At 41.5% G+C, this 25180-nt stretch carries 26 protein-coding genes; 11 read left to right on the forward strand and 15 right to left on the reverse strand.

Features of this window, described 5'->3' with window-relative positions; translation table 11 throughout:
• Positions 1 to 15: 15 nt before the first annotated feature.
• The 4 genes from VFC49_RS07060 to VFC49_RS07075 all read right to left on the reverse strand — a co-directional run bounded on the left by VFC49_RS07060 (position 16) and on the right by VFC49_RS07075 (position 4535).
• A complete protein-coding gene (locus tag VFC49_RS07060; protein WP_324736676.1) occupies positions 16 to 930 on the reverse strand; it encodes a calcium/sodium antiporter in 915 nt (304 codons plus the stop codon).
• Between the two features lie 42 nt (positions 931 to 972).
• On the reverse strand, positions 973 to 1500 hold the full coding sequence (locus VFC49_RS07065) for a TIGR00288 family NYN domain-containing protein (protein ID WP_324736677.1): 528 nt from the start codon (positions 1498 to 1500) through the stop codon (positions 973 to 975).
• Positions 1451 to 2008, reverse strand: coding sequence for a TIGR00288 family NYN domain-containing protein (locus tag VFC49_RS07070; protein ID WP_324734954.1), 558 nt, complete (start codon positions 2006 to 2008; stop codon positions 1451 to 1453). The genes VFC49_RS07065 and VFC49_RS07070 overlap by 50 nt, the downstream gene beginning before the upstream one ends.
• 73 nt (positions 2009 to 2081) lie before the next feature.
• Complete coding sequence (locus tag VFC49_RS07075) at positions 2082 to 4535, reverse strand: tRNA(Met) cytidine acetyltransferase TmcA (RefSeq protein ID WP_324734955.1); 2454 nt, start codon at positions 4533 to 4535, stop codon at positions 2082 to 2084.
• Positions 4536 to 4678: 143 nt separating this feature from the next.
• Here VFC49_RS07075 and VFC49_RS07080 point away from each other — a divergent pair, with 143 nt between their 5' ends.
• On the forward strand, positions 4679 to 6586 hold the full coding sequence (locus VFC49_RS07080; protein ID WP_324734956.1) for a S9 family peptidase: 1908 nt from the start codon (positions 4679 to 4681) through the stop codon (positions 6584 to 6586).
• Positions 6587 to 6851: 265 nt separating this feature from the next.
• Positions 6852 to 7106 (forward strand): hypothetical protein, encoded by a 255-nt coding sequence (locus tag VFC49_RS07085; RefSeq protein ID WP_324734957.1) that lies wholly within the window; start codon positions 6852 to 6854, stop codon positions 7104 to 7106.
• Between the two features lie 18 nt (positions 7107 to 7124).
• On the opposite strand, the gene VFC49_RS07090 is transcribed toward VFC49_RS07085, so the two are convergent.
• Positions 7125 to 7586, reverse strand: coding sequence for a DUF1931 family protein (locus VFC49_RS07090; protein WP_324734958.1), 462 nt, complete (start codon positions 7584 to 7586; stop codon positions 7125 to 7127).
• A gap of 49 nt (positions 7587 to 7635) precedes the next feature.
• Positions 7636 to 9066 (reverse strand): phosphoenolpyruvate carboxylase, encoded by a 1431-nt coding sequence (gene ppcA / locus VFC49_RS07095; RefSeq protein ID WP_324734959.1) that lies wholly within the window; start codon positions 9064 to 9066, stop codon positions 7636 to 7638.
• Between the two features lie 115 nt (positions 9067 to 9181).
• On the opposite strand from ppcA, the gene VFC49_RS07100 reads away from it, so the two are divergent.
• Positions 9182 to 9787 (forward strand): NTP transferase domain-containing protein, encoded by a 606-nt coding sequence (locus VFC49_RS07100; RefSeq protein WP_324734960.1) that lies wholly within the window; start codon positions 9182 to 9184, stop codon positions 9785 to 9787.
• On the opposite strand, the gene VFC49_RS07105 is transcribed toward VFC49_RS07100, so the two are convergent.
• Positions 9784 to 10299 carry a biotin transporter BioY gene (locus VFC49_RS07105; RefSeq protein WP_324734961.1) on the reverse strand — a complete coding sequence of 172 codons (516 nt, stop codon included), beginning with the start codon at positions 10297 to 10299 and terminating at the stop codon, positions 9784 to 9786. The genes VFC49_RS07100 and VFC49_RS07105 overlap by 4 nt on opposite strands.
• A gap of 243 nt (positions 10300 to 10542) precedes the next feature.
• On the opposite strand from VFC49_RS07105, the gene VFC49_RS07110 reads away from it, so the two are divergent.
• From VFC49_RS07110 to VFC49_RS07120, 3 genes are all read left to right on the forward strand, one after another.
• Positions 10543 to 11919: a pyrolysin gene (locus tag VFC49_RS07110; RefSeq protein ID WP_324734962.1), complete on the forward strand. Its 1377-nt coding sequence runs from the start codon at positions 10543 to 10545 to the stop codon at positions 11917 to 11919.
• Positions 11920 to 12007: 88 nt separating this feature from the next.
• Entirely contained in the window at positions 12008 to 12802 is a 795-nt protein-coding gene (locus VFC49_RS07115) for an energy-coupling factor ABC transporter ATP-binding protein (protein ID WP_324734963.1), read from the forward strand.
• Entirely contained in the window at positions 12799 to 13557 is a 759-nt protein-coding gene (locus tag VFC49_RS07120) for an energy-coupling factor transporter transmembrane component T (RefSeq protein ID WP_324734964.1), read from the forward strand. Before VFC49_RS07115 ends, VFC49_RS07120 begins: the two co-directional genes overlap by 4 nt.
• Here VFC49_RS07120 and VFC49_RS07125 read toward each other — a convergent pair.
• The 3 genes from VFC49_RS07125 to VFC49_RS07135 all read right to left on the reverse strand — a co-directional run bounded on the left by VFC49_RS07125 (position 13549) and on the right by VFC49_RS07135 (position 15706).
• Entirely contained in the window at positions 13549 to 14199 is a 651-nt protein-coding gene (locus VFC49_RS07125; protein WP_324734965.1) for a hypothetical protein, read from the reverse strand. The two genes, VFC49_RS07120 and VFC49_RS07125, sit on opposite strands and share 9 nt — an antisense overlap.
• A gap of 171 nt (positions 14200 to 14370) precedes the next feature.
• Positions 14371 to 15552 (reverse strand): transposase, encoded by a 1182-nt coding sequence (locus tag VFC49_RS07130; protein ID WP_324734966.1) that lies wholly within the window; start codon positions 15550 to 15552, stop codon positions 14371 to 14373.
• Positions 15542 to 15706, reverse strand: coding sequence for a hypothetical protein (locus VFC49_RS07135; RefSeq protein WP_324734967.1), 165 nt, complete (start codon positions 15704 to 15706; stop codon positions 15542 to 15544). Before VFC49_RS07135 ends, VFC49_RS07130 begins: the two co-directional genes overlap by 11 nt.
• Positions 15707 to 15950: 244 nt before the next feature.
• Here VFC49_RS07135 and VFC49_RS07140 point away from each other — a divergent pair, with 244 nt between their 5' ends.
• Entirely contained in the window at positions 15951 to 16745 is a 795-nt protein-coding gene (locus VFC49_RS07140; protein ID WP_324734968.1) for a DUF63 family protein, read from the forward strand.
• Here VFC49_RS07140 and VFC49_RS07145 read toward each other — a convergent pair.
• From VFC49_RS07145 to VFC49_RS07160, 4 genes are all read right to left on the reverse strand, one after another.
• Complete coding sequence (locus VFC49_RS07145; protein WP_324734969.1) at positions 16742 to 19246, reverse strand: DUF5814 domain-containing protein; 2505 nt, start codon at positions 19244 to 19246, stop codon at positions 16742 to 16744. The two genes, VFC49_RS07140 and VFC49_RS07145, sit on opposite strands and share 4 nt — an antisense overlap.
• 5 nt (positions 19247 to 19251) lie before the next feature.
• Positions 19252 to 19752 carry an Lrp/AsnC family transcriptional regulator gene (locus tag VFC49_RS07150; protein WP_324736678.1) on the reverse strand — a complete coding sequence of 167 codons (501 nt, stop codon included), beginning with the start codon at positions 19750 to 19752 and terminating at the stop codon, positions 19252 to 19254.
• 35 nt (positions 19753 to 19787) lie between these two features.
• A complete protein-coding gene (upp, locus tag VFC49_RS07155) occupies positions 19788 to 20465 on the reverse strand; it encodes a uracil phosphoribosyltransferase (RefSeq protein ID WP_324734970.1) in 678 nt (225 codons plus the stop codon).
• Between the two features lie 75 nt (positions 20466 to 20540).
• Positions 20541 to 20912 carry a cupin domain-containing protein gene (locus VFC49_RS07160; RefSeq protein ID WP_324736679.1) on the reverse strand — a complete coding sequence of 124 codons (372 nt, stop codon included), beginning with the start codon at positions 20910 to 20912 and terminating at the stop codon, positions 20541 to 20543.
• A gap of 74 nt (positions 20913 to 20986) precedes the next feature.
• Here VFC49_RS07160 and VFC49_RS07165 point away from each other — a divergent pair, with 74 nt between their 5' ends.
• The 4 genes from VFC49_RS07165 to VFC49_RS07180 all read left to right on the forward strand — a co-directional run bounded on the left by VFC49_RS07165 (position 20987) and on the right by VFC49_RS07180 (position 24887).
• Complete coding sequence (locus VFC49_RS07165) at positions 20987 to 22636, forward strand: metallophosphoesterase (RefSeq protein ID WP_324734971.1); 1650 nt, start codon at positions 20987 to 20989, stop codon at positions 22634 to 22636.
• Positions 22637 to 22708: 72 nt separating this feature from the next.
• Positions 22709 to 22873, forward strand: a complete 165-nt coding sequence (locus VFC49_RS07170) for a hypothetical protein (RefSeq protein ID WP_324734972.1) — start codon at positions 22709 to 22711, stop codon at positions 22871 to 22873.
• 171 nt (positions 22874 to 23044) lie between these two features.
• Positions 23045 to 24211, forward strand: a complete 1167-nt coding sequence (locus VFC49_RS07175) for an inorganic phosphate transporter (RefSeq protein WP_324736680.1) — start codon at positions 23045 to 23047, stop codon at positions 24209 to 24211.
• A 1-nt stretch (position 24212) separates the two neighbouring features.
• Positions 24213 to 24887, forward strand: a complete 675-nt coding sequence (locus tag VFC49_RS07180) for a TIGR00153 family protein (protein WP_324734973.1) — start codon at positions 24213 to 24215, stop codon at positions 24885 to 24887.
• Positions 24888 to 24899: 12 nt separating this feature from the next.
• Here the strand turns inward: VFC49_RS07180 and VFC49_RS07185 are convergent, their stop codons facing one another.
• Positions 24900 to 25127, reverse strand: coding sequence for an Lrp/AsnC family transcriptional regulator (locus tag VFC49_RS07185; protein ID WP_010884736.1), 228 nt, complete (start codon positions 25125 to 25127; stop codon positions 24900 to 24902).
• Between the last annotated feature and the right edge of the window lie 53 nt (positions 25128 to 25180).

A 25180-nucleotide genomic window follows, 5' to 3' on the forward strand; every position in this document is an offset into this window, starting at 1 on the left:
CACATAATTGGGAAATCAGAATTGGGAGTAAAGAAAGTAGGCGTATATAGCAAGAAGTACGGCACTGACTGTTCTGCTGATTTTGTTGGTCATTCTTAGGGATAGGGTTAGAATCCCCATAACGAACAGTGTGAGGGGCATTGTAAATGAGAAAATACTTGCATCAACTGTTATTGGCCTGATCATGGAGGCTATGCCGATCACCATGAGAATATCGAGGATGTTTGCTCCCACTATGTTTCCAACGCTTATATTTGGTATCTTTTTTAGGGTCGCTGCCAGAGAGTTGGCAAGCTCAGGAAGTGAAGTGCCGATTGAAACAAGGGTCAACCCAATAACAACTTCCGAAATGCCCAATGACCTCGCTATGGTAACGGCACTCGTAACTACCATTCTTGCCCCAATCACAACGACTGCACCGCTCAAGAACAGGATCACAACATCTCTCCTAACACTTCCGCCTTTTCCTCCCTCAATGTCTTCAATGGCAATATGCTTCTTGTAAAGATAATACAGAAAACTGAGATAAATTAGAATCAGGGTAAACCCTTCAAACCTTGAAATTACTCCATCCCTCATCAAAAACCAAGCATAGAATGTGACAAGAAGCATGAATAAAGAATTTCGCCAAGCTATTTCATCAACCTTAAGCGGCATTATCATTGCAGAAATCCCAAGAATCAGTGCTATATTTGCCAATGCACTACCAACAGCATTTCCCAGCGCAATTCCACTGTTGCCCTCAAATGCTGCTATTGCCGAGACTGTCACTTCCGGAAGTGTTGTGGCTATACTTGCCAGTATCAGTGCAATTAAAAATTCACTTACTCCAAATCCCTTAGCCACCCTGCTTCCAGCCTCAACAAACTCGTCGCTCCCTTTAATCAGCAGAATCAAGCCCACTATGAACACAATGAACTCCTGGATCATTGGCATCGCCGTTACTCTGTAAGTGGTGCGGGGCTTAAAAAACTATGCCCCATGGATTTTATGGTTTTTTCCATAGCCTACTCCTTCCCCTCTGCCCTCCATTTTTATAACATAATCAGCTGCATTTTGAAGGGCAACGCTGAAACCTGGCTCAACCCCTATGACAATTGTCTCCTTTCCCTTCCTTTTGGCTTCACTGATTATGGGGAGAAAATCGGCATCTCTTGTTGCCAGGGCGATTATGTCAACATCTGAGTTGTATATTAGCTCCATAGCCTCTATGGCAATTCTAACATCCGCATCCCCGGCGACGATTATCGGCTCAAAGCCTTGGTTTACAACAGCCTCGATTAATCCCTGAGGAGCGTACTGATTCAAAACAACCTTCGCAACTCTGATCTTTCCAATTCTTTCAAGTGCTTCTTTAATGTCCTCTAATCTAATCCCAAATTCCTTCCTGAGGATGTTCGGTCCATCAATGATAAGCCCAATTGTCTTTTTTGGCTCCTCTTTTTTTTCTTTAACCTCTCTTTCTTCTCTCTTTAAAATTCTGAATATCTTTTCTTTCACCACTCTCTCCACCTCTTGGAGTCAGGACTATAACATAATCAGCCCCATGTTTTAAGGCAGCGCTAAATCCGGGTTCAATGCCAATTATCACGGTTTCCTTACCCTTTTCCTTTGCTTTAAGGATTATGGGGAGAAATTCGGCATTCCTTGTTGCCAGAGCAATTATGTCAATGTTTGGATTGTATATCTCACGCATAGCTTCAACTGCCAGCTTAACTCCCGTTTCTCCAGGAACAATTATCGGCTCAAAACCTTGGTTGGCTACAGCCTCGATTAATCCCTGAGGAGCATATTGGTTGAGAATAACCTTCGCAACTCTAATGTTTCCAAGCTGTTCAAGTGCTTCAACAATGTCCTCAAGATGGATGTTGAATTCCTTTCTCAAAATGTTGGGACCATCAATCAGAAGAGCAATCTTCTTGCCCCTCCGCATTTTGCGCTTCATCATTGCTATGCTCCGCATTCCCTCCTTTGTAATCGCCATAATCCTCTCCCAATTGCTGGGCATTCCAATCACCATCGTTGCGATCAGGCATCGCTAAAATCTTACTTTTAAATAGCACACTTGAAGTATAAAAAAGTTAGCCGGAAAAGCCCTTGATTATGTGCTTATAGTAGTACCAAAGACCCCGAATTATGTCCCTAACCTCTATCATTGTGAAGAGAGGTGTTCTGTCAATGAACTTGGCAGTTTCTTCCCAAGTGTGTGCTTGAAGAACACGATAGATCAGGAGCAAAATTTGACGCTCATCTAAATATGGCCTCATCCAGCCATCAAGGAAGTAGAGCTTTACTATTGGCTTCACAGCATCAACCACGGTATCGTAAGTCAGGACTTTGCCAACGAACATTTCTAATCTCCTTATCTGGGTCTTTGTCAGATGTACTGGATAATCAACCGCCTCACCGAAGGGACTTTCAAAGAGCCATCTTGCAATCTCCGGCTCTAAATCCCTGTGAGTGTCTCCAAGCCAGTCTAACAGTCTGATCCTGAACTCTGCATTTGCCTGCTTCACAATCTCCTTGGCCTTTTCACTTATTGGCTTAATCACTATTGCCGTATATTCACCGCTAACTGGGTTTCTTGAGGGACTTAGATGAACAACTGCAAAGCCGTTTCTAATCCAGAACCTAATCAGCTCTTCGCTTGCCCCAAAGCCTGAGCCAACCCAGTCGTAGCCTTTCTCTTCAGCTTCCTTTATGAGCAGTTCAAGGGCTTTGCTTCCAAGCCCCATGTCCATGGCATCTGGATGAGTGGCAATTCTCACAACCCTATATCCTTTAAGCTTTGCGAATTCTTTGGCATAATGGTGTTTGACCATCATATCCGGGATTATGTTTCCTCTCGGTTTGTAGCCCTTCGCCATCTTTTCAATTACACCCTTCGGAATTCCTCCTTCCTTTGCAATTTGAATGGCACACACTATCTTCCCGTTTTTCAGTCTCAGTACACGGGCTTCATGGTGGGGAGCATCTGCAAGCAAAGCTACATCGCTTGGCCTGTTGCGGTAGTGAGCCAAAACATAAATCCCAACGAAGTGCTTCAAGTCCTCTCTGTCATTCTCGAACCAGTCATCCAGGTCTGGCTCTTCAAAGTAAACTTCCTTTTTCCTAATCAGCTCATAATCTTCCTTGGTTAAAGGAGCTGGCTCAGCATCAAGCAAAAGCACATCAAAGAGCCACTTTTCAATTGGGTCTCCGCTGGAGTACCTGATTGGAACTGAGAGGTGGATTTCTTTAAATTCTCGCTTTTCCTTCGCTTTCTTTAGGAATTTAACAGAAAACCCTCTTCCCGCACCCTCGTAGCCATGAATGGTTGAGGAATAAATAACTTTTGGCTTTTCAAGGTATTTGTGGAGGATTGGAACGTGAATACCGGCAGCTTCGTCGAGAACATAAACATCAGCATTTTTCTTGTATCCCTGAGTCGGCGGGTAATATCTCAGTCCGATGCCTTTGGCATAGAGCTCCTTTATGAGGTTCTTCTCAGTAACGACTTTGACTTTATAGCCGAGAATCTCTAAGCTCTTCTTTGCAAATCTGAATAAGCTCTGGACATTCTCTAATTCTGGAGCCGTTATTACTGCTCTGAATCTTCTCCTCTTTGAAGACAAAGCTAGGCCAACGATACCAATACCAACGCTCACACTTTTTCCTCTTCCCCTGTCTGCTGTCAGAACGACCATACCATCATCCTCTATCAGCTCCTCGAGATTCCTGAGAACCTCAACCTGCCCATTTGTGAGGCACATTTCATAAAGCTCTCTTGGAAATCTAATTTCCTCAGGAACATCAATTTTTTCCCTCTCTGGAAGCTTTGCCTGGCTCTTGTTTTTCTCTGGCTTCTTCAGAAGCTTTTGATTTTCGGCATTCACTATGTATATTCCTTCATGCTCCTCAAATTTTCTGATTAATCTCCTGTTAAATCTCTTTTTCACGTCATCAATGGTGTATGGAGGAGTTACAAGGTTCTTGTGGAAGCCAGTCCACATATTTTTCCACTTTTCAAATGGGTTTGTGAGGACAAATATTAATCCCCCACCCCTGACGGTCTCAATTATTCTGCCCAAATCATTAGGAGAGAAGTCATAGCTCAAATCGAGAATTAGCAAATCAAACGTCCTGCCAAGAATATCGCTCGTATATTTGAACGTAACCCGAGTAAGCTCAGCATTTTCACCTGCCAAAATGTCAAAATGCTTCCTGAACTCTTCATATCGCGCCCTTCCAAACGTTCCCTCTCCAAGAGCATCTGTAGCATACAACACCTCAACCTTTTCCTCACTCTCATCTCTTAACTTTCTCGCAATTAATTCATCAATTAGGGAGGATAAAACCTTTGCAGAAGCTCCAGCCAAAATTCCAGCCAGCTTTGCTTTGTTCATGCTCTCTCCTTGAAGAACGATCATCCTTCTGTGAAAGTTCCCCAGTGCCTCAGCCAGAGCTGTTTCGGTGAGCTTTAACAGTGAATCCTTAACCTTCTCTCCCTTTGCATACTCTCTCACTTCTTTGTCAAATCTAATTTTTACCGTCATTCTCTCACCTCCGTAAAAAGATGGGAAGGAAGTTTAAAAAGTTGTTTAGCTCATGCATTTTCAATTCGCCAGCATATTTTAAAACAAACATCGAAACGCTAAATTTTTATATAAACGACTTCAAATTTTTTGTGGTGGTTTTAATGAAAAAGCTTGACATCAAGGACTTGGGAAAATTCAAACTCATTGGCGGGTTGGATGTCCACAAGAACAAGACGGCGTTCACAGTTACTGAAATAAGCCTTGAAAAAGACGACTACTTCAGCAAAATCTACCTCTATGATGGTAGAAAGATCATGCAGTTCACAGCCGGTCCTAAGGATTCGAATCCAAAGTTCTCGCCAGATGGAAAGTTCATAGCATTCACTTCAAAAAGAGATAAAGAAAGCAAGGAGAGTGAACTTTATTTAATTCCAACGGGCGGTGGAGAAGCCAAGCTTTTAACGAGGTTCAAATACGGGATCAACGACTTTGAATTCTCCCCTGATGGAAAAACATTAGCTGTTATCTCACCAGTAGAAATTGAACGCAGAAAGGAGAAGGATGATGTCCACATAATCAAAGAGATACCCTTCTGGTTCAACGGGATAGGCTGGATTTACGGAAAGAGAGCTCAAATTTTCTTAGTTAACACAGAGAGCGGGAGAAAGAGAAAGCTAACTAAGGGAAAACTGAACATTCTAACTCTCAAGTGGAGCGGCGATGGAAGCAAAATTTACTTCGTTGCTCAAGAAGACAGAGAAAGGAAGCCAATGATAAGCGACCTTTACGTTTTAGATGTTAAAAGCAAGAAGATTGAAAAGCTCACCGATTCTAAGTGGCGCATTGGAGACTTTGTGGTAATTGATGAGAAGCACTTTGTTTTAAGGATGAGCACCCTTGAGAGGGGAATACCAACAAATACCCACATTTATCTCTTCAATGTCGAGACAAAGGAGATTAAAAAGCTTACTGAAAAGCTCGATCGCTCAGCTTACAACTCACTTAACTGCGATGTGAGAGGAAAGTCGAGAAATCCGCTGATTTACAAGAATGGCTGGGTTTACTACATAGCAACAGATGGACCAAGGGCGAACCTCTTTAGGGTAGATTTGGAAGGAAACATTGAACGTGTTATTGCCGGTGATAGGAGTATTGAAACTTTTGGAATTGGAAACTACATAGCGTTTATTGCTCAAGATGCTGTGACTCCAACGGAGCTTTATATCTTGAGAGACGGCAAAGAAAAGAGGGTCACAAACTTCAACGAGTGGATCAAGGAGTATACGCTCTCAAAACCCGAGCACTTCAAGGTTAAGGCAAGCGATGGCGTGGAAATCGATGCATGGATAATGAGACCGGTGGACTTTAAAGAAGGCAAAAAGTATCCTGCCATTCTCGAAATCCACGGAGGGCCAAAGACAGCCTATGGCTACTCCTTCATGCATGAGTTCCACGTTTTAACGTCTAAGGGATTTGCAGTGATATTCAGCAATCCAAGGGGAAGCGACGGCTATGGGGAGGAGTTTGCCGATATAAGAAAACACTACGGCGAAAGGGATTATCAAGATTTAATGGAAGTCGTGGATGAAGCTTTGAAAAGATTCGACTTCATTGATGCTGAAAGAATCGGAGTTACCGGCGGTTCCTATGGCGGCTTCATGACGAACTGGATAGTTGGGCACACAAATAGATTTAAGGCAGCGGTCACTCAAAGATCAATTTCTAACTGGGTGAGCTTCTTTGGAACGACTGATATAGGCTACTACTTCGCTCCAGATCAAATCGGAGAAGACCCATGGAGCAATTTTAAAGAGTACTGGGAGAAATCGCCTCTGAAATATGCTCCCAATGTTGAAACACCGCTTTTGATAATTCACAGCGTGGAAGATTACCGCTGCTGGCTTCCGGAGGCTCTTCAGTTCTTCACTGCATTAAAGTATTTTGGAAAAACTGTTGAGCTGGCAGTGTTTCCGGGAGAAAATCACGACTTATCAAGGAGTGGAAAGCCGAAACATAGAATCAAGAGGCTTGAGCTGATTGTTGGGTGGTTTGAGAGATGGCTTAAGTAAATGCCTCATATCCGTCTCTTAAATTTTTAGCAATGAAGGACTCAATTCACAGAATATAAAACCTTAAAAATTCCTACAGTACAAATTATCCTACGTATGACACTAAAAAAGCAGATAATGAAAGTCCTGTTAACATTTGGACAAGAAAGCGACTATATAAGTGCAAAACTCGGAGAGATGTTTTTTTGTTATTGTCATAATATGGGTAAGTTTAGGGGTTATAGGGTACACCTCATTTAATGAGCTTTCTACTGCCATGACTATAATGACAATTATAATGGCTATAATTTTTGTAATAGTGGTTTGGGCATATTCTGGACTCGCAAACACAGAGGAAGAGAAAGATAGGATAAAAGCAACATTTGACATGCTTTTAGGAGGTATGGTATGGATTTCAATATTCATTCTTGCCTTGGTCTCTGCGTTTAAGTCAGATAATGTCTTAACAAGAATCGGAGGAGTTATACTCGGACTCCTCATTATCGTTCTGCCTCTTATAAGTACAAATACAAAAGAATAAAGCAAGAGGACATCGTTTTTATAGTGTATAATCCAGAACCCTCTTAGCCTCTTCAATGTGCTCTGGGTAAACATTCTTAACCTCTGGGTGCAAAGCCTTGATAACCCTTCCAACGAGCACGAACAGCGTTCCTGTTATAATGGGCAGCTCGTTAACAACCTCCTCGTCAAGCGGCAGATCAGAGGGTATCTTCTTAAGAACGAACTTCCTTATCGGCTCAATTTCCACTTTTTCATCCTCAATGACAGCTCTAAAGAGATTCATCGAATTCTTGAATCCTTTTGTTAGCGGAAGGTGTCTGAGCTTTATTATTCCGGTATTTTCAGCTTTTGCGTTCTCATAGGCAACTTCAAACAAATCACTGAGCTTCTTCTCAACTATCTCCATCATATCTTCAGCTCTTGGCTTTATTACTGCCAACTCACATGTTCTCTCAAGAATCTTTTGAAGCTGTGGATATGGGATTATCATCTCTGCCATTGTTCTCACCCCCAATAATATTTTAGTAACTAAGAGTATATAAAATTTTCTATCCCAAGAATTCCCTAATGCTCGCTGCTTTGATTATTAATTCCTCATTAATCTCGCCATCCAGTATTTTGCTTGTAATCTCATAGTGCTCCTCATTTCTCTCAAATTCGAACAGTTGGCTCATTTTCAAAATTCCCCTTAAAAATTTAAATTTCTCAGCTGATTTAGGGTTGAAATAACTGAATGCGAAGCTTAAATCTTTGTAAATGCCTTTGTAAACATCACTTATGACTTCAATGTCCTTTTCGCTAAGTGCATTCAATCCAAGAACCTCTGGAGGTATGCCAAGAGAATAAAGAGATGCAGTGAACTTTATTGCCCTTGGAAGTGCAAAACCATTGACATCCCTGGCATAACCGAACAACCCAATGTGGAGCTTTCTCTTTCTTCTGGAGGGAACAAACTTTGCAATTTCTCTTATTGAGCTTGCCAAAGCCTTAATCTGCCTGGAATATTCAATTTCATATTTTCTGAGAATTGAGAGGATTTGCCCATCAATCGGCTCAGCTTCCTTGCTCTTTGAGCTTTTAATTTTCTCAACGGCTTTTATAGCTTCCCTTGGTGGATTGTCATATTTAAATGAGCTTTGAATTGTAAACGTCCGAACTCCTCTATACTCTTCCAAAACATTTTCAACATTTTCAGGGACGAGGTGGCCTCTAAAAGGCGCACTGCCAACACCAATAATTGGGTAAATACTAACACTCTCCAGCTCTTCAAGCTCCTGAAGCTTAAAAAGGGCATATTTATCATATACGACAGCGCTTATTAGCCCATAGTTCATGGCAGGGTCGCTCCTTGCCAAGAAAACACGCTGATATTCAAAGTCCTTCCCTTGTAAATATTCTCTCAGTAGTTCAGCTGAGTTTAGTATTGCCTCTTTTGTCTCAAAGAGAGGTATTACGCTGATCTCCTCAGGAAAGAATTCCCCAATCCACTCGTAGAGCTTTACGTCATAGACTCTCTTATACTGCTTTCCAACAATATAGTGTTTATACAGCTCGTAGACTCTGTTAATTTCGTTTGCTGAAGTTGTCATCGGAAGAATAACTTCAAATATCGGGGCAATTTCTTCCTCATAGAATATCTTTGAATAATCAGCTGAACGGGAAATGCTCTCAAGCGTTTCAAGTAAAAGTTTTGCTTCAGCCTTCTCAACGGTGGGATTGGGTACTCTTGGGGTCAACCTAAAATCCTCTCCAAGCTTATGCTTTTGAAAGAAGTGAGGATACCTCTCCAGAAGCTTTTTAACAACAAACTCATCGACCTCTTTTCCCTCGAAATCCCACATCTGCTCTTCTATGCCGAGAACGCTGAAAGCATAAAACGCTTCAATTATTTCATCCTCACCACCTACCTGAGGTTCCCGAGCAAAGAAAGGTATGTATACATTGTCAGGGTGTTGAGTGCTCATAGTTCTTGGTATCATTTAGCCCACCAAGGATGCAAAAAATACAAATAACTTAAGTTTTTTGCATGAATTTTCGACTAAATGACAAAAATTAGCAAAAATCTTTTTAAAGCTACCTTAGTACCAATATCCCATGCGTGCTTACATTTTAGCATTCCCAGAAAAAAGGTGGGAGAGCTATCTCACACCTTTGGATGAAGATCCTCTCGTTAAGATAGTTGAGCAAAGGCTCAGAATGGCAAAGAGGATTGATAAAGTCTACACAATCATAAGAAAGGGACAGCTGAAGCGCTTTTCTCTTCACGTCTCAAACCCCGTTGAAGTTAAAGCCAAAAACAAAATCGAAGCGCTTTACAAAGCTTTACCAGCTTCTGGAGAGCTCCTCCTTGTTGAAGGAAATATGCCGCTGATAATGCCCTTTCTGGTAAATTACCTCTCAACACTGTTTTTAGATTCAGACAGCGAAGCATTAATTCCATCATGGAGCGATGGGACATTAGAGGTTACACATGCGTTTTATGACGCAAAAGCATTAAAGAGTGCCTTAGAGGCTTGTCTGGCAGAAAACGAGAAAAAGCTGAGCTGCATTAAGGAATATCTGGATTATGAAACAGTGAGCATTGAAGAGCTTGCTAAGAAAAATCCCAAGGTAACGCTGAGCTTCTTTAAAGTTAAGAGCAGCTTTGATTTAAGATTCGCTGAAGAAACACTCAAAAAGATTGAAAGAGGGGACATTTAAATAATCCCAGATTTTTTCACCCTGTCCGCAACCACCACAGCAACCCCAGCTTTAATCAGGTCAATAACAACAAAGGGTGCAACGCCCACTGCAAAGGCTTTTCCGAAGTTTCCTCCGAAGTAGAAACCCAGTCTAAGCCAGCCCAAGAGATAGATAACACCAATGCCAGTTAAAGAACCCAGGATATAGCCTTTTAGATTCTCATATCTCTCACTTATCAGACCAACCAAAAATGCGGCTACTGGGAAAGCTATTAAATAACCTCCCGTTGGACCATAGAGGTAAACAAATCCCCCTTTAAATCCCGCAAAAACAGGGAGTCCTATAGCACCCATCAGGAGGTATATCGCCTGACTTAGGAAACCCAAACGCGCTCCCAAAATCAATCCGCTGAGCAGGACGAAGAGAACCTGCAGAGTTACCGGTACTTCCCCAATTGGAATGCTTATTTGAGCTCCAACTGCAGTTAATGCGGCAAATAAGGCTGAGTATGCAATTTCCTTTGCCTTCATTTTAGCATCCTCCAGTGTTTTATTTTGGTTAACTTTTAAAATTTTAACTTCTCTAAAAAAGAACTCAGAAAAGAGATCAATCTTCTCGAATTCTCAAAGAAACTGTTTGCTAATCTAATGAAAGGAATGAGAGAACAGAGATTCTGAGGTTATTATAGCTGAACAGTAACCAAACAAGGTAATCTGACATTACTAAAATAGGTCGAGAGCATAAAGTATACCATACAACTCGGAGGGAAGTTTATGAAAAAAATAGCAAGTTTAGTGATCGTATTCTTATTTCTAGCGAGCAGCATTGGATTTGGTAGTTTTCCAGAAGTTTCTGCTCAAAGTAATTACAGCAACCAACGAGTTTTATTGTTGAAAAATGTTGATGCTTGGGGCTCAAATGCCGTCGAAGAAATGTTAGATGAAATCGGTGTTCCATACGATGTCCTTTCATCTTCTGAGTTCGCGCCTTTAACGGCTTCAGATCTCATAAATAAATACGACGTGATCATCATAGAAAGTGATCAGCCCCAAAATTTCTATGACGAACTTGCCCCAGAAATGGGGGACATTGAAGAGTTTGTCAAAGCAGGGAAAGTCCTACAGGTACATGCTGCAAACTGGGGATGGCACGGAGGAGTATGGAAAACCCCTCTGCCAGGAGGAGTTGAAATAGTGAAGAGCTACTCAAACTATGACTACAACGTCGAAAAAGATTTGTGGTATTACAGCACCTTTGCCAGCCATGGTTACCTTACAAACCTGCCGCAGGATGCCAAAATTATAACCGTGCAATCCGATACAAGATACTCCCAAGGAAATCCAGACTACACAAAACCGAGTGCAGTCACATACACATTTGGAAAGGGACTTGTGTTTGCAACCGGGCTTACTTTGGAATACAGTGCAGAATATAGGGGGGCTATGTGGAAAGAATTCCTTAAGGAAATCATTATCGGCAGCCTTGAGTTTAAACCAGCTAAAAAAGTTGAATATTTTGACTACGCAATGATGAACTACATATGGTACATGCTCTACAACAGGTATACTGAGAAATTTGATGAGATGTACAAGGAAACTGAACAATATAACATAACAAACTCAACAATCCCCCAAGTAGCTGAGTACAAATCACTTGCAGAAAAGCACTATGAACTGGGCTGGCAATACGGACATCCGATTAAAGGCCACATACAAGCGTTGCCACATATGAGAAGGGCATACATGAACATAAAGAAGGCATACGTTCTGCTCGACTACTCTCTGAAGGGATTGAAACATTGGCAAGCACTTGAGAACAACAACTTAACTGCACTGATTCAACAGAACAATGATGCATCGACGCTTTACTGGGTTGGAGGACCACTCAATGGCACATATAAAGGGATAGAGAATGCAAAAGCGACATGGAGCAGATTCTTGGGTGGCAATAACGTGACTAAAGTAGATGTATACAACATAACACTTGCAAAAAGTGAAGAGGGTATGACAGGCATACGTGCCGTTGTGATAGTATCAACCAAGGAAGGCAAGAGGATTCCGCTGAGATATGAGATCTACTTCAAAGATGACAGCATAATTGAGGAGTGGTGGATTATCGATCCTTCAGTCCTTGAAATGGCAAAAGACTGACTTATCGTCCCATCTTTTCTATTTTATTGTCTAAAGTTGTGAAAGCAACGGGTCACATTTTTAAAGCATTTTTCTTAACCCAGATACGATGATAGAAGTCAAAAATCTCTGGCACATCTATGAGGGAAAAAGAATTGCTCTGAAAAATGTTAGTCTGAGCTTTGGAAACGAGATAATTGCATTAGTTGGCCCCAATGGCTCCGGAAAGACCACCTTGGCAAAACACTTCAATGGGCTTTTAAAGCCCACAAAAGGAGAAGTTTTCATTGACGGCATCAACACCAAAAACGCCAGTGTGGCGGAGCTTTCAAGGATTGTTGGATACGTTTTTCAGAATCCAGAAAACATGTTTTTTGAAGAAAACGTTTTTAAAGAAGTTGCATTTGGGCCAAAAAATCTTGGACTTAGCGGAGAAGCTCTTGAAAAGAGAGTTAAATGGGCACTCAGGATTGTGAATCTAAGTGGATATGAAGACAGAAGCCCATATTCGCTCAGCGGTGGGGAAAAGCAGAGACTGGCAATAGCGTGCATACTTGCAATGAAACCCAAGTATGTAATCTTAGATGAACCGACCACGGGCCTGGATGAGAAAAGCTCGGAAAGCATAAAAGAGGTTATAAAGAAGCTAAGAAAAGAAGGACATGGGATAATGCTGATAACCCATGACATGGAGCTCGTTTTAGAGCTGGCGGAGCGAGTAGTTCTGCTATATGATGGGATCAAAGTTTTTGATGGCTCTGTTGATGAATTCTTCCAGCTTGATCTAAGAAATTACGAAATGGAAATACCCGAACTCCTCAGGATCAGTAAATCCCTTGGAATGGATTTTGTAAGGAGTGTTGATGAGTTCGTAAATCTGCTGTTGAAGAGGGTGGTAACATGATGTACACCCTTTACATTGAGCGCGATTCCTTCCTTCATCACTTAGATCCAAGGGTTAAAATAATTTCCTCCCTCCTTGGAGTTTTAGCCATGATTCTCTTCAACTCTCCCTATCTGCTCTTTGCCCTCTTTGCCATTCTTTCCCTTTCTCTTAGATTCCTTGGAAAAATTAGTTTTAAGGAGCAGATAAAGGTATTGAAGCCACTAACCCCACTAATACTCATAACAATTGCAATCTGGCCTTTCATTTTAGATCCAAAGACATTTGGACTGTTCATCGGATTAGGATATGCTTTAAGACTTGCGTCCATGGCTATGATAACTTTTGGTCTTTTAATGACAACAACTCAGAGAGAGCTAATTTTAGGCTTCATAAAACTCAAAATGCCTTATGAGATTGGACTAACTCTCACAATAGCCCTTAGATACATACCAACCTTATTCGGCTTAGCTCAAACAATAATTGACGCCCAAAAATCAAGGGGTCTGGAGCTCGAAAAAGGCAGCTTTTTCTCAAGGATTAAAAAAACGGTACCCATCTTAATTCCACTGATAATTGCATCCATAAAAACCGCCCATGAGCTTAGTATAGCCTTAGAAAGCAGGGCTTTTGGTGCAAATAGGAAGAGAACGTTCCTTCATACAATCCAAATGGAGAAAAAAGACTACATAGCACTCATTTTTGTGCTTCTGTTGTTTGGCTTAGCATTATATGCAAGATACCAGCTTGGAATTGGATATGTGAAGCTATACTAAGAACATTTTGGCTTTCTTATCAATGGGAATGCTATGCTCTCCAATATTTTTTACGAATTCCGGTGGAGCTTTGAGAACGCTGATGTTCATACGATAATGCCCCCTGTATCCGCTCGTCCTCAGAACCAAGAGATGTTCAAACAGTTCGGGAATTACAAACAGCCTCTTAAATTCGGAATTTAAGTCAAGCTCATTTATTTCAAGGGTATTGTGGGATAAAACTAAAAACAGACCTTTTTCATCAACAACCCTTCTCATTTTAATAAGCTTTTCCCTTGACTGATTTTCAAGAATAGAGAAGTTTGAAACAAAGATAAGGGAATTATCCTCAACAAGCTCCAAAGCTGAGGAGAGCTCATCCAGAGTATAGACTTTACCCAAAAATAAGTTCTCATTGTTTTCAGAGAGCTTATTCAAAAGCTTTAGCGAGAATCCATTAGTCGGCTCAAGATAATAAGCGGTCATTCCAGAATTAAGGGCATTTGCAAGAGTTGAATACTGAAGGATAGTTTGGGATAGAGCATCTGTAGTCACTACAGCCACCATGCTACCTTCTTCTACCTCACCCACCAACGGTGAGAGCTCTTCAATGAGCGGCACTTTTCTCTTTTCCTCACCAGCTGGTCTGAAGAACATCGGCATCAAAAAGTTAATTCCCTGTTCAAATATTTATAATTTGCGAAAAATATGAAAGGAAAAGCACCTCAAAGAACCGCCATGATAGAAAGTCCGACCACAATCATGATAATTACCATTAGAATTATTGCTATCACTATTGCAAAGAGCCATGCTATCACTGCTTTGCCGTTCTGGTTAGCCGTAACTTTTGTAAAGTTCGTAAATGTCGTTACGGCTAACCTTCCCCACTCCCGTCTTCATTGGAGGGCTTTCGGGAGGAACGGGAACTCCCCACATCTTCAAGGCTCTCAAGCGAATGTTCCAAGAGCCGACAACATCACGGTCGGCCTCAAAACCACAGTTTGAACACTTCAAAACCCTGTGCTCATTCGGGCTTAATTTCTCCCCACATATCGGGCACAGGGAGGAAGTAAAAGCCGGATTAACGAAAACAACCCTAACGCCCTTTAATTTCGCCTTGTATTCGATAATTGACTGGAGTTTCCTAAAACTCCAGCGGTGCAAACGACCATTCATCTCGGCGGAATATCTAATCGAATCCCTAATTTCCGTCAAATCTTCCAGAGCAAGACCACCGTATTTCTTTGCTAACTCCACGATGTTATTCGCAAGTTTATGATAAAGGTCGTTCAACCTGTTCTTCTCCCTCTCCCCGTACTTCTCAAGGAGTTCCTTCCTCTTCCTTCCAGCCCTGATTTTCTGCTGTATCATTCTCCTCTTCACGAAGTAACCAGTCCTAATCTCCCGCTCGTGAGTAATGATTTGGACAAACTCGCCGTTTGGGAGTGAAATTGTTACGTTATTCTCGTTCAAATCCACTCCAACGAAAGTAAATGACCCTCTTATTTCAACCTCCTTGGAGAATACTACGTTAATGAATACCCCTTTTGGCGTTCTAACTAACCAAGCTTGTCCGACCTTCCAATTTCTAAACTTCTCGTGATACTTTGCAGGATAAAACTTCAACTGAATTCTCCCGTTGGGAGTGGAAACCTTCACTACTCCCTCCTCAAGGTCAAGTTTGAAGAGATGGTCATCCAACATTACGACATCCTTCTTGAAAACAGGCTTCCCATTAGCTTTCCCTTTCCTTTTCCTCTTCCTGTAGCTCTTGTAAATTGCGACAGCCATTTGACAAGCCGTGTAAAGATAATGACTTGGTAATTGCGGGTATTTCTCCCTTAACTCTTTGTAAGTTCCCTTCTTCAGGCGATAAAAGCTTGTTACATTGTTTTCAAAAGCGTGAGTGATGAGAAAGTTCACAATTTCCCGATAAGTGAGGAAGAGGTAATCTAATCCTTTGGGTGTTTCCTTGAGTTTAAATTTTGCCGTGAGTTTAATTGTTTCACTCGGCATTTTCCAGCTCCTTTTTTGTTTTCTTAATCCAATCTTTCATTGCCTCTTCAATTGCAACACTTAGAACTCCCCTCTTATTCCCATAACGTTTTTTGGCGAGTTTTTTGAACTCTTCAAGAGTTTCCTCACTAATGACGAAAGTCGCCTTAGGCATTACAAACCACCATCAAAGAAATACTAAGTTGAGTATTTAAACCTTGTGCTAACAAAAACCAACAAAAGTTACGAAAGTTACCATTTATGAAACAGCCCGAACACAGCCATTGGCCCAACTGGCGCCATTACGGATCACCTTTTTTAAGATAAACACTTAAAGTTTATTAAGTTTTCCTATTCATTGAAGAAAGTTTTTGCGAAAAAGCTTTAAACATTTTTCCTTAGGTGTTGAGGGGATCAAAATGCTTGAATCAATAAAGGAATTCTTCTGGATTTACTTCATAAGACCTATGTACACAAGAGAAGGCTACAACCCATACAATACGCTCGTATATGCGTTTCTCCTTGGTTTGGGCGTCATATATTCCTACAAATACATAATCAAACCCTTAAAGATCAAAGTTGATGAAAAGCTTTTCTGGGCTGTTACCCCCATGGTTGTCTTTGGAGCAACTGTCAGAGCGTTAGTTGATGGTGGAGTACTGAAGCCCAACCCTCTGATCTTAACACCCGGAATATTTTTCACAGCATTTTTCCTGATTGTTCCCGCTTTAATAGCCGATGCAAAGCTGAAAACATACCCAAAAGTTACGATAGCTTGGGGTACGATGTTGGCATTATATGCAAATTACCTTCTTGTAACACACGTTAAAAGCTTCAAACCTTATGAGCTCACGATTTTCTGGACGGTAATTTTTATACTCCCGGTTCTGATTTTCTACAGGTTTAAGCCTTTCGAGAAGCTCTATTTATATCCCGTTTTGGCACATCTATTCGACATAGGCTCAACGGTTGTAGCAATACACTATTACGGCTACAGAGAAGTCCACTGGCTTGAAAACATCCTCGTTACAAAATTTGGGGCATTCATTTACTACCCATGGATACTGTTCATACTCATAGTGGTTTATTACGGCCTAAAATACCTGGTGCCAGACGAAGAAGAGAGAAGATACTGGTATCTGGCAATTTACATTCTCGGCTTGGGTCCAGCGATAAGGGATCCAGCGCAGATGATTTTACAGCTTGCTGGTTAGTCTCGCCTTAACTTTCTCCCTTCTTCGAGCTCTCTTCTCAAAGTCCTTGCCTCAAACTCTGCATCCTTAACCCTAAACACCTTTGCAATCCTCTCAACTGCCTCAAGCTTTCTAATTATGCCGTCAAGCCATGTAAATATGTCCCCGGGATAAAGAATTAAGCCGTACATCTTTCTGAAATACTCGCTTATCTGGGTTGGATGCTTCCCCTCCCTCCTCAGCTCCATGATGCGGTCGCTTATTCTGTGCATCGCATACTCAGTGCACTCTTTTTCTTCACACATAAAGAAATCCTGATAAATCGTGAAGAGCCTCTCTTGAGCATTTGGGCTGAGCTCTGGGATAACTTTTTCAAGTTCCTCTAAGATGGAAGCAAAGCTTGGAGAAAAGATGTTAGCACTCAGCCTTCCCCTAACAGCCCCTTCCAGCTCCCTCTGCAAAGTTCCGCTGAGATAAACATTTTCAAAAGGTAAAAGCGTGATTGCAATCTCTCTTGGACTTTTCTTTGTGAGGTTTTCTCGTATGAACTGAGCTTCACTTGGCAGCAAAAAGCTCATGCTGACGGCTCTTCCGTAAGGAGTAACATTCACGAGCTTGCCTTTGAGTTTAATGAAATCATATTCCTCAAGCTTCTCCAAAACCTTTTCAGCACTTTGATTTGCGCCTAAACATTTACTCTGAACTTCTTCTATATCGTCCAAGTATGAGAACACACATGCATGAGCCAAAACCTGATCCTGCTCCATCTCATCGCTCCACTCAAGATAAACGGGTTCAATAGGTGCTGTTAACAGCCTAAATGCAACTTCATCTTCGCTTTGCTCCATTTGAGCTGAGTACTTCTTTCCAGGTTCAATTATGAGGTAAACCTTTCCTTTTTCATGATAGAGAGGTCTCCCAGCTCTTCCAAGCATTTGATGAAACTCCCTAACGCTCAGCCACTTATTTCCCATTGCCAGGCTTTCAAAAATTACCTGACTCGCTGGAAAATCAACTCCCGCCCCTAAAGCAGCCGTAGTTACAACAACATCAAGCATCTGAGCTTGAAACTCCATCTCTGTGAGCTTTCTTTGATGATAAGGCAAGCCAGAGTGATAGGGCTTTGCCTTCAATCCTCTGCTTGTTAAAAACGCAGCCAGCTCATGACATCTCTTCCTTGAAAAGGTGAAAACTATGGTCTGACCTTTATAGCCTTGCTTCGATTTTCTCATGGCCTCAGCTTTAGCTAATTGAGCTATGTAGCGCCATTTCTCACTCTCGTTTCTTGCCAAAATGACATGCCTCTCCAGAGCCACTGGTCTTTCGTCATAGACAACCAACCTAAGCCCAAGCTCTTCTGCAAGCTCTTCGGGATTTCCAATTGTAGCACTCAGCCCAATGAACTGAGCTTTTGGATAGAGCTCCCTTAATCTCGCTATTAAACCATCTAATCTTGCCCCTCTCTCCTCGTCATCAATCATGTGAATTTCATCAATGACAATAGTTCCAACTCTTCCAATTTTTCTGCCAGCCCTTAACAAGTAGTCGATTCCCTCATAAGTTCCTACAATTATGTCGGCATCAATTCCAGTATCCACAACGACGAGCTCGTCTTTGGTCTTAATTCTGCTCATACCAACTCTTATGGCAACTCTTAAGCCAAGCCTGGAATATCTTCTCTTAAAGTCTTCATATTTTTGATTTGCCAAAGCCACAAGGGGGACCAAAAAAAGCATTTTCTCCCCTTTTAGTGCCTTAGGGACTCCAGCCAATTCCCCTATGAGGGTTTTTCCGCTCGCTGTGGCTGAAACAATGAGAAGATTTTTTCCTTTTAACAGACCATGCTGAATAGCCAAGCTCTGAACCGGTAAAAGCTCCCTTATGCCCTCACTCTTTAACACATCTTTGAACTCTTCTGGAATTTCAAGCTCGTCAATATTCAGTTTTTTGACTTTAATCTTCTTCGGCTTAAGCTCGTCCCATTTTGTAACTTCAGGATTCTTGGTCGGATCAAATCTTGGATCAAAAACCATTAGAACCTTATCTAAATCTCTAAATCGCTGCAAAAGCTTCTTTGCCTGGTCAAACATTCCCAAACTCCTGAAGCGATACCTTAACTCGTTTTTGAGCTCTTCCTCCGCACATCTCTCACAAATATACTCATTATGGAATTTTACCCTATTTCCTTCAGTTAAGACGGTTATCTCCCCATTGAGGAGACAAAAACGGCAGAGATGGGCTTTTTCAACCCTCTTGTTTTGAAGTCTCACTTTAAAATAATTTTCCCATTCATCTGCATCTACCAAAACAACCCTCGCCTGTCTCAAAAGTTTCTCAATCTCTTTGGGATTTCTGTACTGACTACCTTCAAGAACTTTAAACAAACGGTTGTCTCTCATAATCAATCGATAAATTTTATCAGCCTTCAAATTCTGCATCTGAGAAAGTTTTTCAGGTTCCTTCTCAATGTAGTATGCTTCAAGCTCATTCTTTTTTCTGCCTTTCCTGATTACAAACAGCATTGAAATCACCTTAGCTGTCTTCTCCGCCTTCTTGTTTTTCTCTCCTGCATTATTACACCGCCTTCCTTGAAGGTATCCATAATAACCGAAACCTTCGCTCTTTTCATGTTCTTTCCAAGATACTTTACTGAGAGACTTTTTACGAATTCCTTAAGCTGAGGGACATCCTTAAAGTTTGCCCGTATCAAAATCTGAAATTCTCCAGTTTTTCTGTAAACTCCAATGACATTGTCAAGCCTGCTTATGTTATAGAGCATTCTATCAACAGCTTCATTGTCAACAAGGAGCTCGACTTCAATTATTGCCTGAATAAACTCATTTAGAAAGGTTGGATCAACTATTGCAGAGTATCCTTTGATGGCACCCAAGCTTTCAAGCTTTTCAATTCTGTTCTTTATGCTTGCAGGTGAAAGTCCAATTTTTCTTCCCAACTCGGTCAGAGTAGCCCTACCGTTTTTCCTGAGCTCTTTGAGAATCTCCTCATCTTTTTTATCAACGCTTGCCATTTTCACTCAAAGGAAAATAGTAGGGGGAAAGGTTATTATTTTTTCGCTGTTTTAATTGGTGCACCAAAAGCCCTATCTCCGGCATCCCCAAGTCCTGGAAGGATGTAACCGTGGTCGTTAAGTTCCCGGTCAATCTTTGTCACAAATACCTCAACTTCTGGATATGCTCCTTTAATTCTGCTTATCCCCTCTGGCGCTGCTAAAACTCCAAGAACAATCAAGCGCTTTGGAGTTCCGTATTTCCTGACTTCCTCAATCACTTTCAGCAACGTTGAACCAGTCGCTATCATGGGGTCCGCAATTATTACGGTGTCCTCAGGCTTAATCTCTGGGATCTTAATGTAATTCATTTCTATCTCAAACTTTGGCGCTTTGCCTCTTGATGCTGAAACTATGCCGACTCTTGCATGCTCGAAAACCTTTATCAGACCCTCCATAAGAGGAATTGCTGCTCTGAGAACAGTCACAATCACAACATTCTTTCTGTCTTTAGCTATTATTCCTTCTGTCTTTTCTAATGGGGTCTCAATTTCGACTTTTTCAAACTCCATAGTTTTTGTCAGCTCATAGCCCATATATCTGCCAAGCTTTACTAAGCCCTTTCTGAACTCTATTGCACCCGTATGCTTATTCCTGAGCTCTGTAAGAATTTCCATTAAAAATGGTGAGTCTTCAAACGAATAAACACCTTTCCATCTCTTGTCAGCTATCATTAAAAGCCCGCCTCGAGTTTGAAAAAATCTGTTTAAAAATGTTGCGGAAGGAAGGAGAAAATTTAAACAAATCTGTCAATCCCCTTTTTCCTCGGGAGGAATGCTCTTCTCGGTTACAGGAATTATGCAGAGGAACTCAAAGGTTTCCGAATCTGGGTTCTCATAACCATGAGGTTCATTTGGCGGAATGTATAAAAAGCTGCCCGGAACAACCTTTACAGTCTTTCTACCGTTTGTTATGTATCCCTCTCCTTTGATCACAAATATTTCATGCTCCCAAGGATGCTGATGCGTAGGAATTTTCCCTCCCTTTTTAATTACAAAGTACCTCATTGCAAAGTTCTTTGCCCCAATTTTTGGAGAAATGAGCCATCTAATTGTTGTTTTCTCAACTCCTTCTATCGTAACTTCCTTTTCCTCAACATCAAGATAATGCCCAACGAACACTTTTGCCACCCAAAGAATCTTAAACCTCAAGATACTTAAGGATTTTTAAAATCAAAGGGGGCTCCACTATGGAAATGAAAAAACTCATGGTGCTGATTCTGATAGGATTTGTAGTTCTCTCAATGGGATGCACGCAGAAAGGAACAACTCCAACAGAAAGTCAAGAAAAGCCGAGCGGAACTCAAATAACAACTTCCACGCCAGCACAGACTCAAGCTCAGGGAATTAACTTCAAAGAGTACAAGCGTGGGGAAATAATCGGAAATTGGTGGAAGCTTTTTGATACAAGTGTAGTTTATGTCAGCAAGGGATATGAGGACTTAGCGAAGCACTATTTCCCAAATGCTCAGATAAAACCCGCAAATGAATTTAAGAGCGGAATTGCAATTTTAAGCCCAAAAGATGCAAGAGAGCTTTTGAGAGGAAAGCCAATGCTGATAACCATCAACGATTATTTCGGCTATGTGGTTTACAAAGTTGGTTACAAGTTCGTTGGGCAAGATATTGGCATGATAGTGGCATACAAAGAGGACAACAGAGACAGGCTGATCTTTACAGGTAACGGAAAAGCCGGAGCTGGGGCTGCATTGAAATATGCCTTAGAAATTAAAGAGGGAAAAAGAAAACCGAAAACAACATACATCTTAAGAAGAGGGGACTTTGAGGGCGTTGTGCTGAAGGAAATTGGGGACAACAACTGGAACGGAATTCCAGAAAATGGCGAATACTGGACAATTGGGGAAATTTACTTTAAGGAGCCATTTATTTACAACTGGCGTATTGTAAATGGAGAGAACATAACGGTCAGTGGAGGATTCATCAGATACGTAAACGGCTCAAGGGTTTATATCTATGCTTTGGGCTTTAATGTGAGCGTTGAAGTTAAAAACGGAAACGGAGCTAAGATAACATACATTGTTGAAAACGTTAATCCAAGCATTATGAGAATCCCAGAAAATGCAGAAACAGGGGACACATGGATTAAGTTCACGACAAGTGAAGATCATTTTGCAGTTCAGGCAAAAGATCTTGAAAACTTCACTTTCTTAGCCTTTGGTGATCATAGACCTGGAAGTGGGAAAAAAGTTCCGGAAATGTTTCTGAAAGTTAGAGACGCCATGAATAAAGACAACGGGGTTTTCATAATTGACGGCGGGGACTTAGTGTATTCAGGAAAGGTTGATGAATGGGGAGAGCTGTTCAAAGCCTGGAAGTTCAACAAGCCCGTTTTCATAGCCGTGGGCAACCACGAATATCAGGGAGAAGGTATCAATGTATACCACAAATACTTCGGACCAACCGACTATTCCTTTGTCCTTGGGAACTACTACTTCATCTTCATGAACAATGTCGAAAAGGGATACTCTTTAAGTGCCTCACAGTGGAAATGGCTCAAAAATGAGCTTGAAAAAGCAAAGAAACTCAACAAAAAGCCAATAATCGTCATGCATGCTCCACCAATAGACCCCAGACCCGGTGGGAATCACTCAATGAAGGAAAGTGAAGGGAAAAAGCTTCTTGAACTCATGAAAGAGTACAATGCATTTGGAATTTTCAGCCACATCCACATCTACTGGTACGGAGAAAAGGATGGAGTCAGCTATGTGGTTACAGGGGGAGGTGGAGCTCCGTTATATGCAAAAGAAGGCGAGGGTGGATTCTACCACTATGTAAGAATTTCTGTAAATGGAGGAATCCATGTTGAGCCTATAAAAGTCAGTTGACCTGTTTTCTTTTCTTTTATTAACGAAAAGTTCTTAAAGTTATGATGCAGAAAGACAGTAGGGGGTGAGAACATGCAACCTCCCAAGAAAAAGAAAGTTGAAGAGATAGAAGAGGAAGAGTTCTTTGAGGAAGAAGAGTTCGAAGAATGGGAGGAGGATTGGGAGGAAGAATGGGAAGAAGAATCATGGGAGGAAGATTGGGAAGAGGAAGAGGAGTGGGAAGAAGAGGAGTGGTGAGCTTTTTATTTTTACGCTTTTTCTATATAGTCTATATAGACATCTGTGCTTAGATATATTCTATTTCGACAAACTATTTATATCCGCCAAGCAACGCTCTTCTGGTGGTGGCAAGTGATTGAATCGCTCACGGATCCATGGCTTTTCATAACCATTGCTGTTGGTCTTTTTATGGCATGGACAATAGGAGCAAATGATGCCGCAAATTCAATGAGCACGGCAGTTGGTGCTGGGGCAATAACTCCAAAGCAAGCTGTTATAATTGCAGGAGTTTTAGAGTTCACTGGGGCCTATTTCTTTGGAAAGAGCGTCACAGAGACAATAAGAAAAGGCATAATTGATCCCTCCAAAATAACCGAGCCATCTGTTCTGATCTACGGTTCGATAGCAGCTCTGCTTGCAGCAGCTTTGTGGCTTCTCATGGCTACAAAATTTGGACTGCCGGTGTCAACAACGCACTCCATCATAGGCGGAATAGTAGGATATGGAATTGTGTATGCAGGTATTGATGTAGTTAACTGGGGAAAGATGGCTCAAGTGATAGCAAGCTGGATCCTTTCACCAATTTTTGGAGCAATAATGGCATTTATGGTCTTTAAAGCAATTTCCAGGACAATCCTGCAGAGTGAAAATCCAGTGAAGAGCGCCAAAAACTACTCACCGGTGTGGATTGGGTTAGCGTTTGTTGTTATAGGGTCGATGTTCTACATAAAAGTACTTCACGGAAAATCACTGCTGATAGCAGTAATAAAGTTTGGAATTCCAGCAGGTTTTGCCGCATTTCTCGTGAGTTTTATGCTTCTGAGAAGGAATTTCAAAACAGCAGATCCCTATCTCGGTGCAGAATCCATCTTTAAGAAAGTTCAGGTTCTAACATCGGCTTATGTTGCTCTATCCCATGGAGCCAATGACGTTGCCAACGCAATCGGCCCGGTGGCAGCTGTTTATGCTGTTGCCACAATGGGACTTGCTGGAATGAAGGTTCCAGTGCCGAGATGGATCCTGGCAATGGGTGGTTTGGGGATTGCAGTTGGTGTAGCCACATACGGCTACAAGGTTATGGAAACCGTTGGAAAGAAAATCACGGAGCTGACGAACACAAGAGGCTTCAGCATTGATTTTTCAGCCGCAACTGTCGTTTTGATAGCTTCATGGCTTGGACTCCCAATTTCAACTACACATACAGTGGTTGGAGCGGTAATTGGCGTGGGATTGGCAAGGGGAGTAAAGGCAATAAACAAAGACATTGTTAAAAATATAGTAATTTCATGGTTTGTTACCGTACCCATAGCCGCTATTATCAGCGGAATAATATTCAAGATATTGATGGTGGTGTGAAATGCAGGTTTGGACTAAGCTCTTTGCAAAAAGTCCGTTTAAGTCCTTAATAAAGCATGCCGAAGTTGTACTGGAAACTGTTGAAACCCTCGAGAGAGCCCTTGAGCTGTGGCATGAAGGAAAATACCAAGAGATGGAAAAGGTTGCCGTTGAAGTTGATAACTTGGAGGATATCGCCGACAGGATTAAAGAAGAAATTAGAGACAGTCTAACGACAAAGCTCTTCATGCCTGTAAACAGAAATGATATCTTAGAGTACCTCCACATGCAGGATAAAATAGCGGATGCTGCTGAAGACACTGCAAAATGGCTCCTCATAAAGAGACCCAAAGAAATTCCGGAAGAGATTAAAGGGATAATCTTAAAAATGGGAAAGGAAAGCATTAAAGCTGCGAAGCTTGTTCACAATGCAATACTCCAGATGGACACTGTGATCGAGAGCGGCTTCAGTGAGAAGGAGATTGAAAGGGAATATGAGCTAATAAAAGAGATAGAGAGTGTTGAGAACAAGATAGATGGACTCGACACGAAGCTCATGAAACTCGTTTTCGAAAATGAAGACAAGCTCAGCTGGGGGGATGGAATTTACATTTTAAACATAGCAAGAACGCTCAGCAACATATCAGACAAGGCTAAGGACTCAGCAGAGAGAATAAGGCTTATGATGAACAAATGAAGAAAGAAAACTTCAGATTGCAATCATCGTTGATGTCATCTGTATTTCAGGCATTTTTCTTATTTTTTCCGTTATGAACTGGTCTAAGTCCTTGAGCGTGTCTGTCTCAACTTTAACAATTAGATCGTACTCTCCGTAAACAACGTAAGCTTCCTTAACTTCAGGCATTGCCAAAAGCTTCTCCATGACTTCTCTTTCCTTTCCAGCGGCTGTCACCATCAAAATAAATGCTGTCACCATGCTTACCACCAGTTTATAGTTTGTTTCAGAGATATTTAAGACTATCGGAAAAG

It is taken from the genome of Thermococcus sp. SY098, from assembly GCF_035621495.1.
GTDB lineage: Archaea > Methanobacteriota_B > Thermococci > Thermococcales > Thermococcaceae > Thermococcus_B.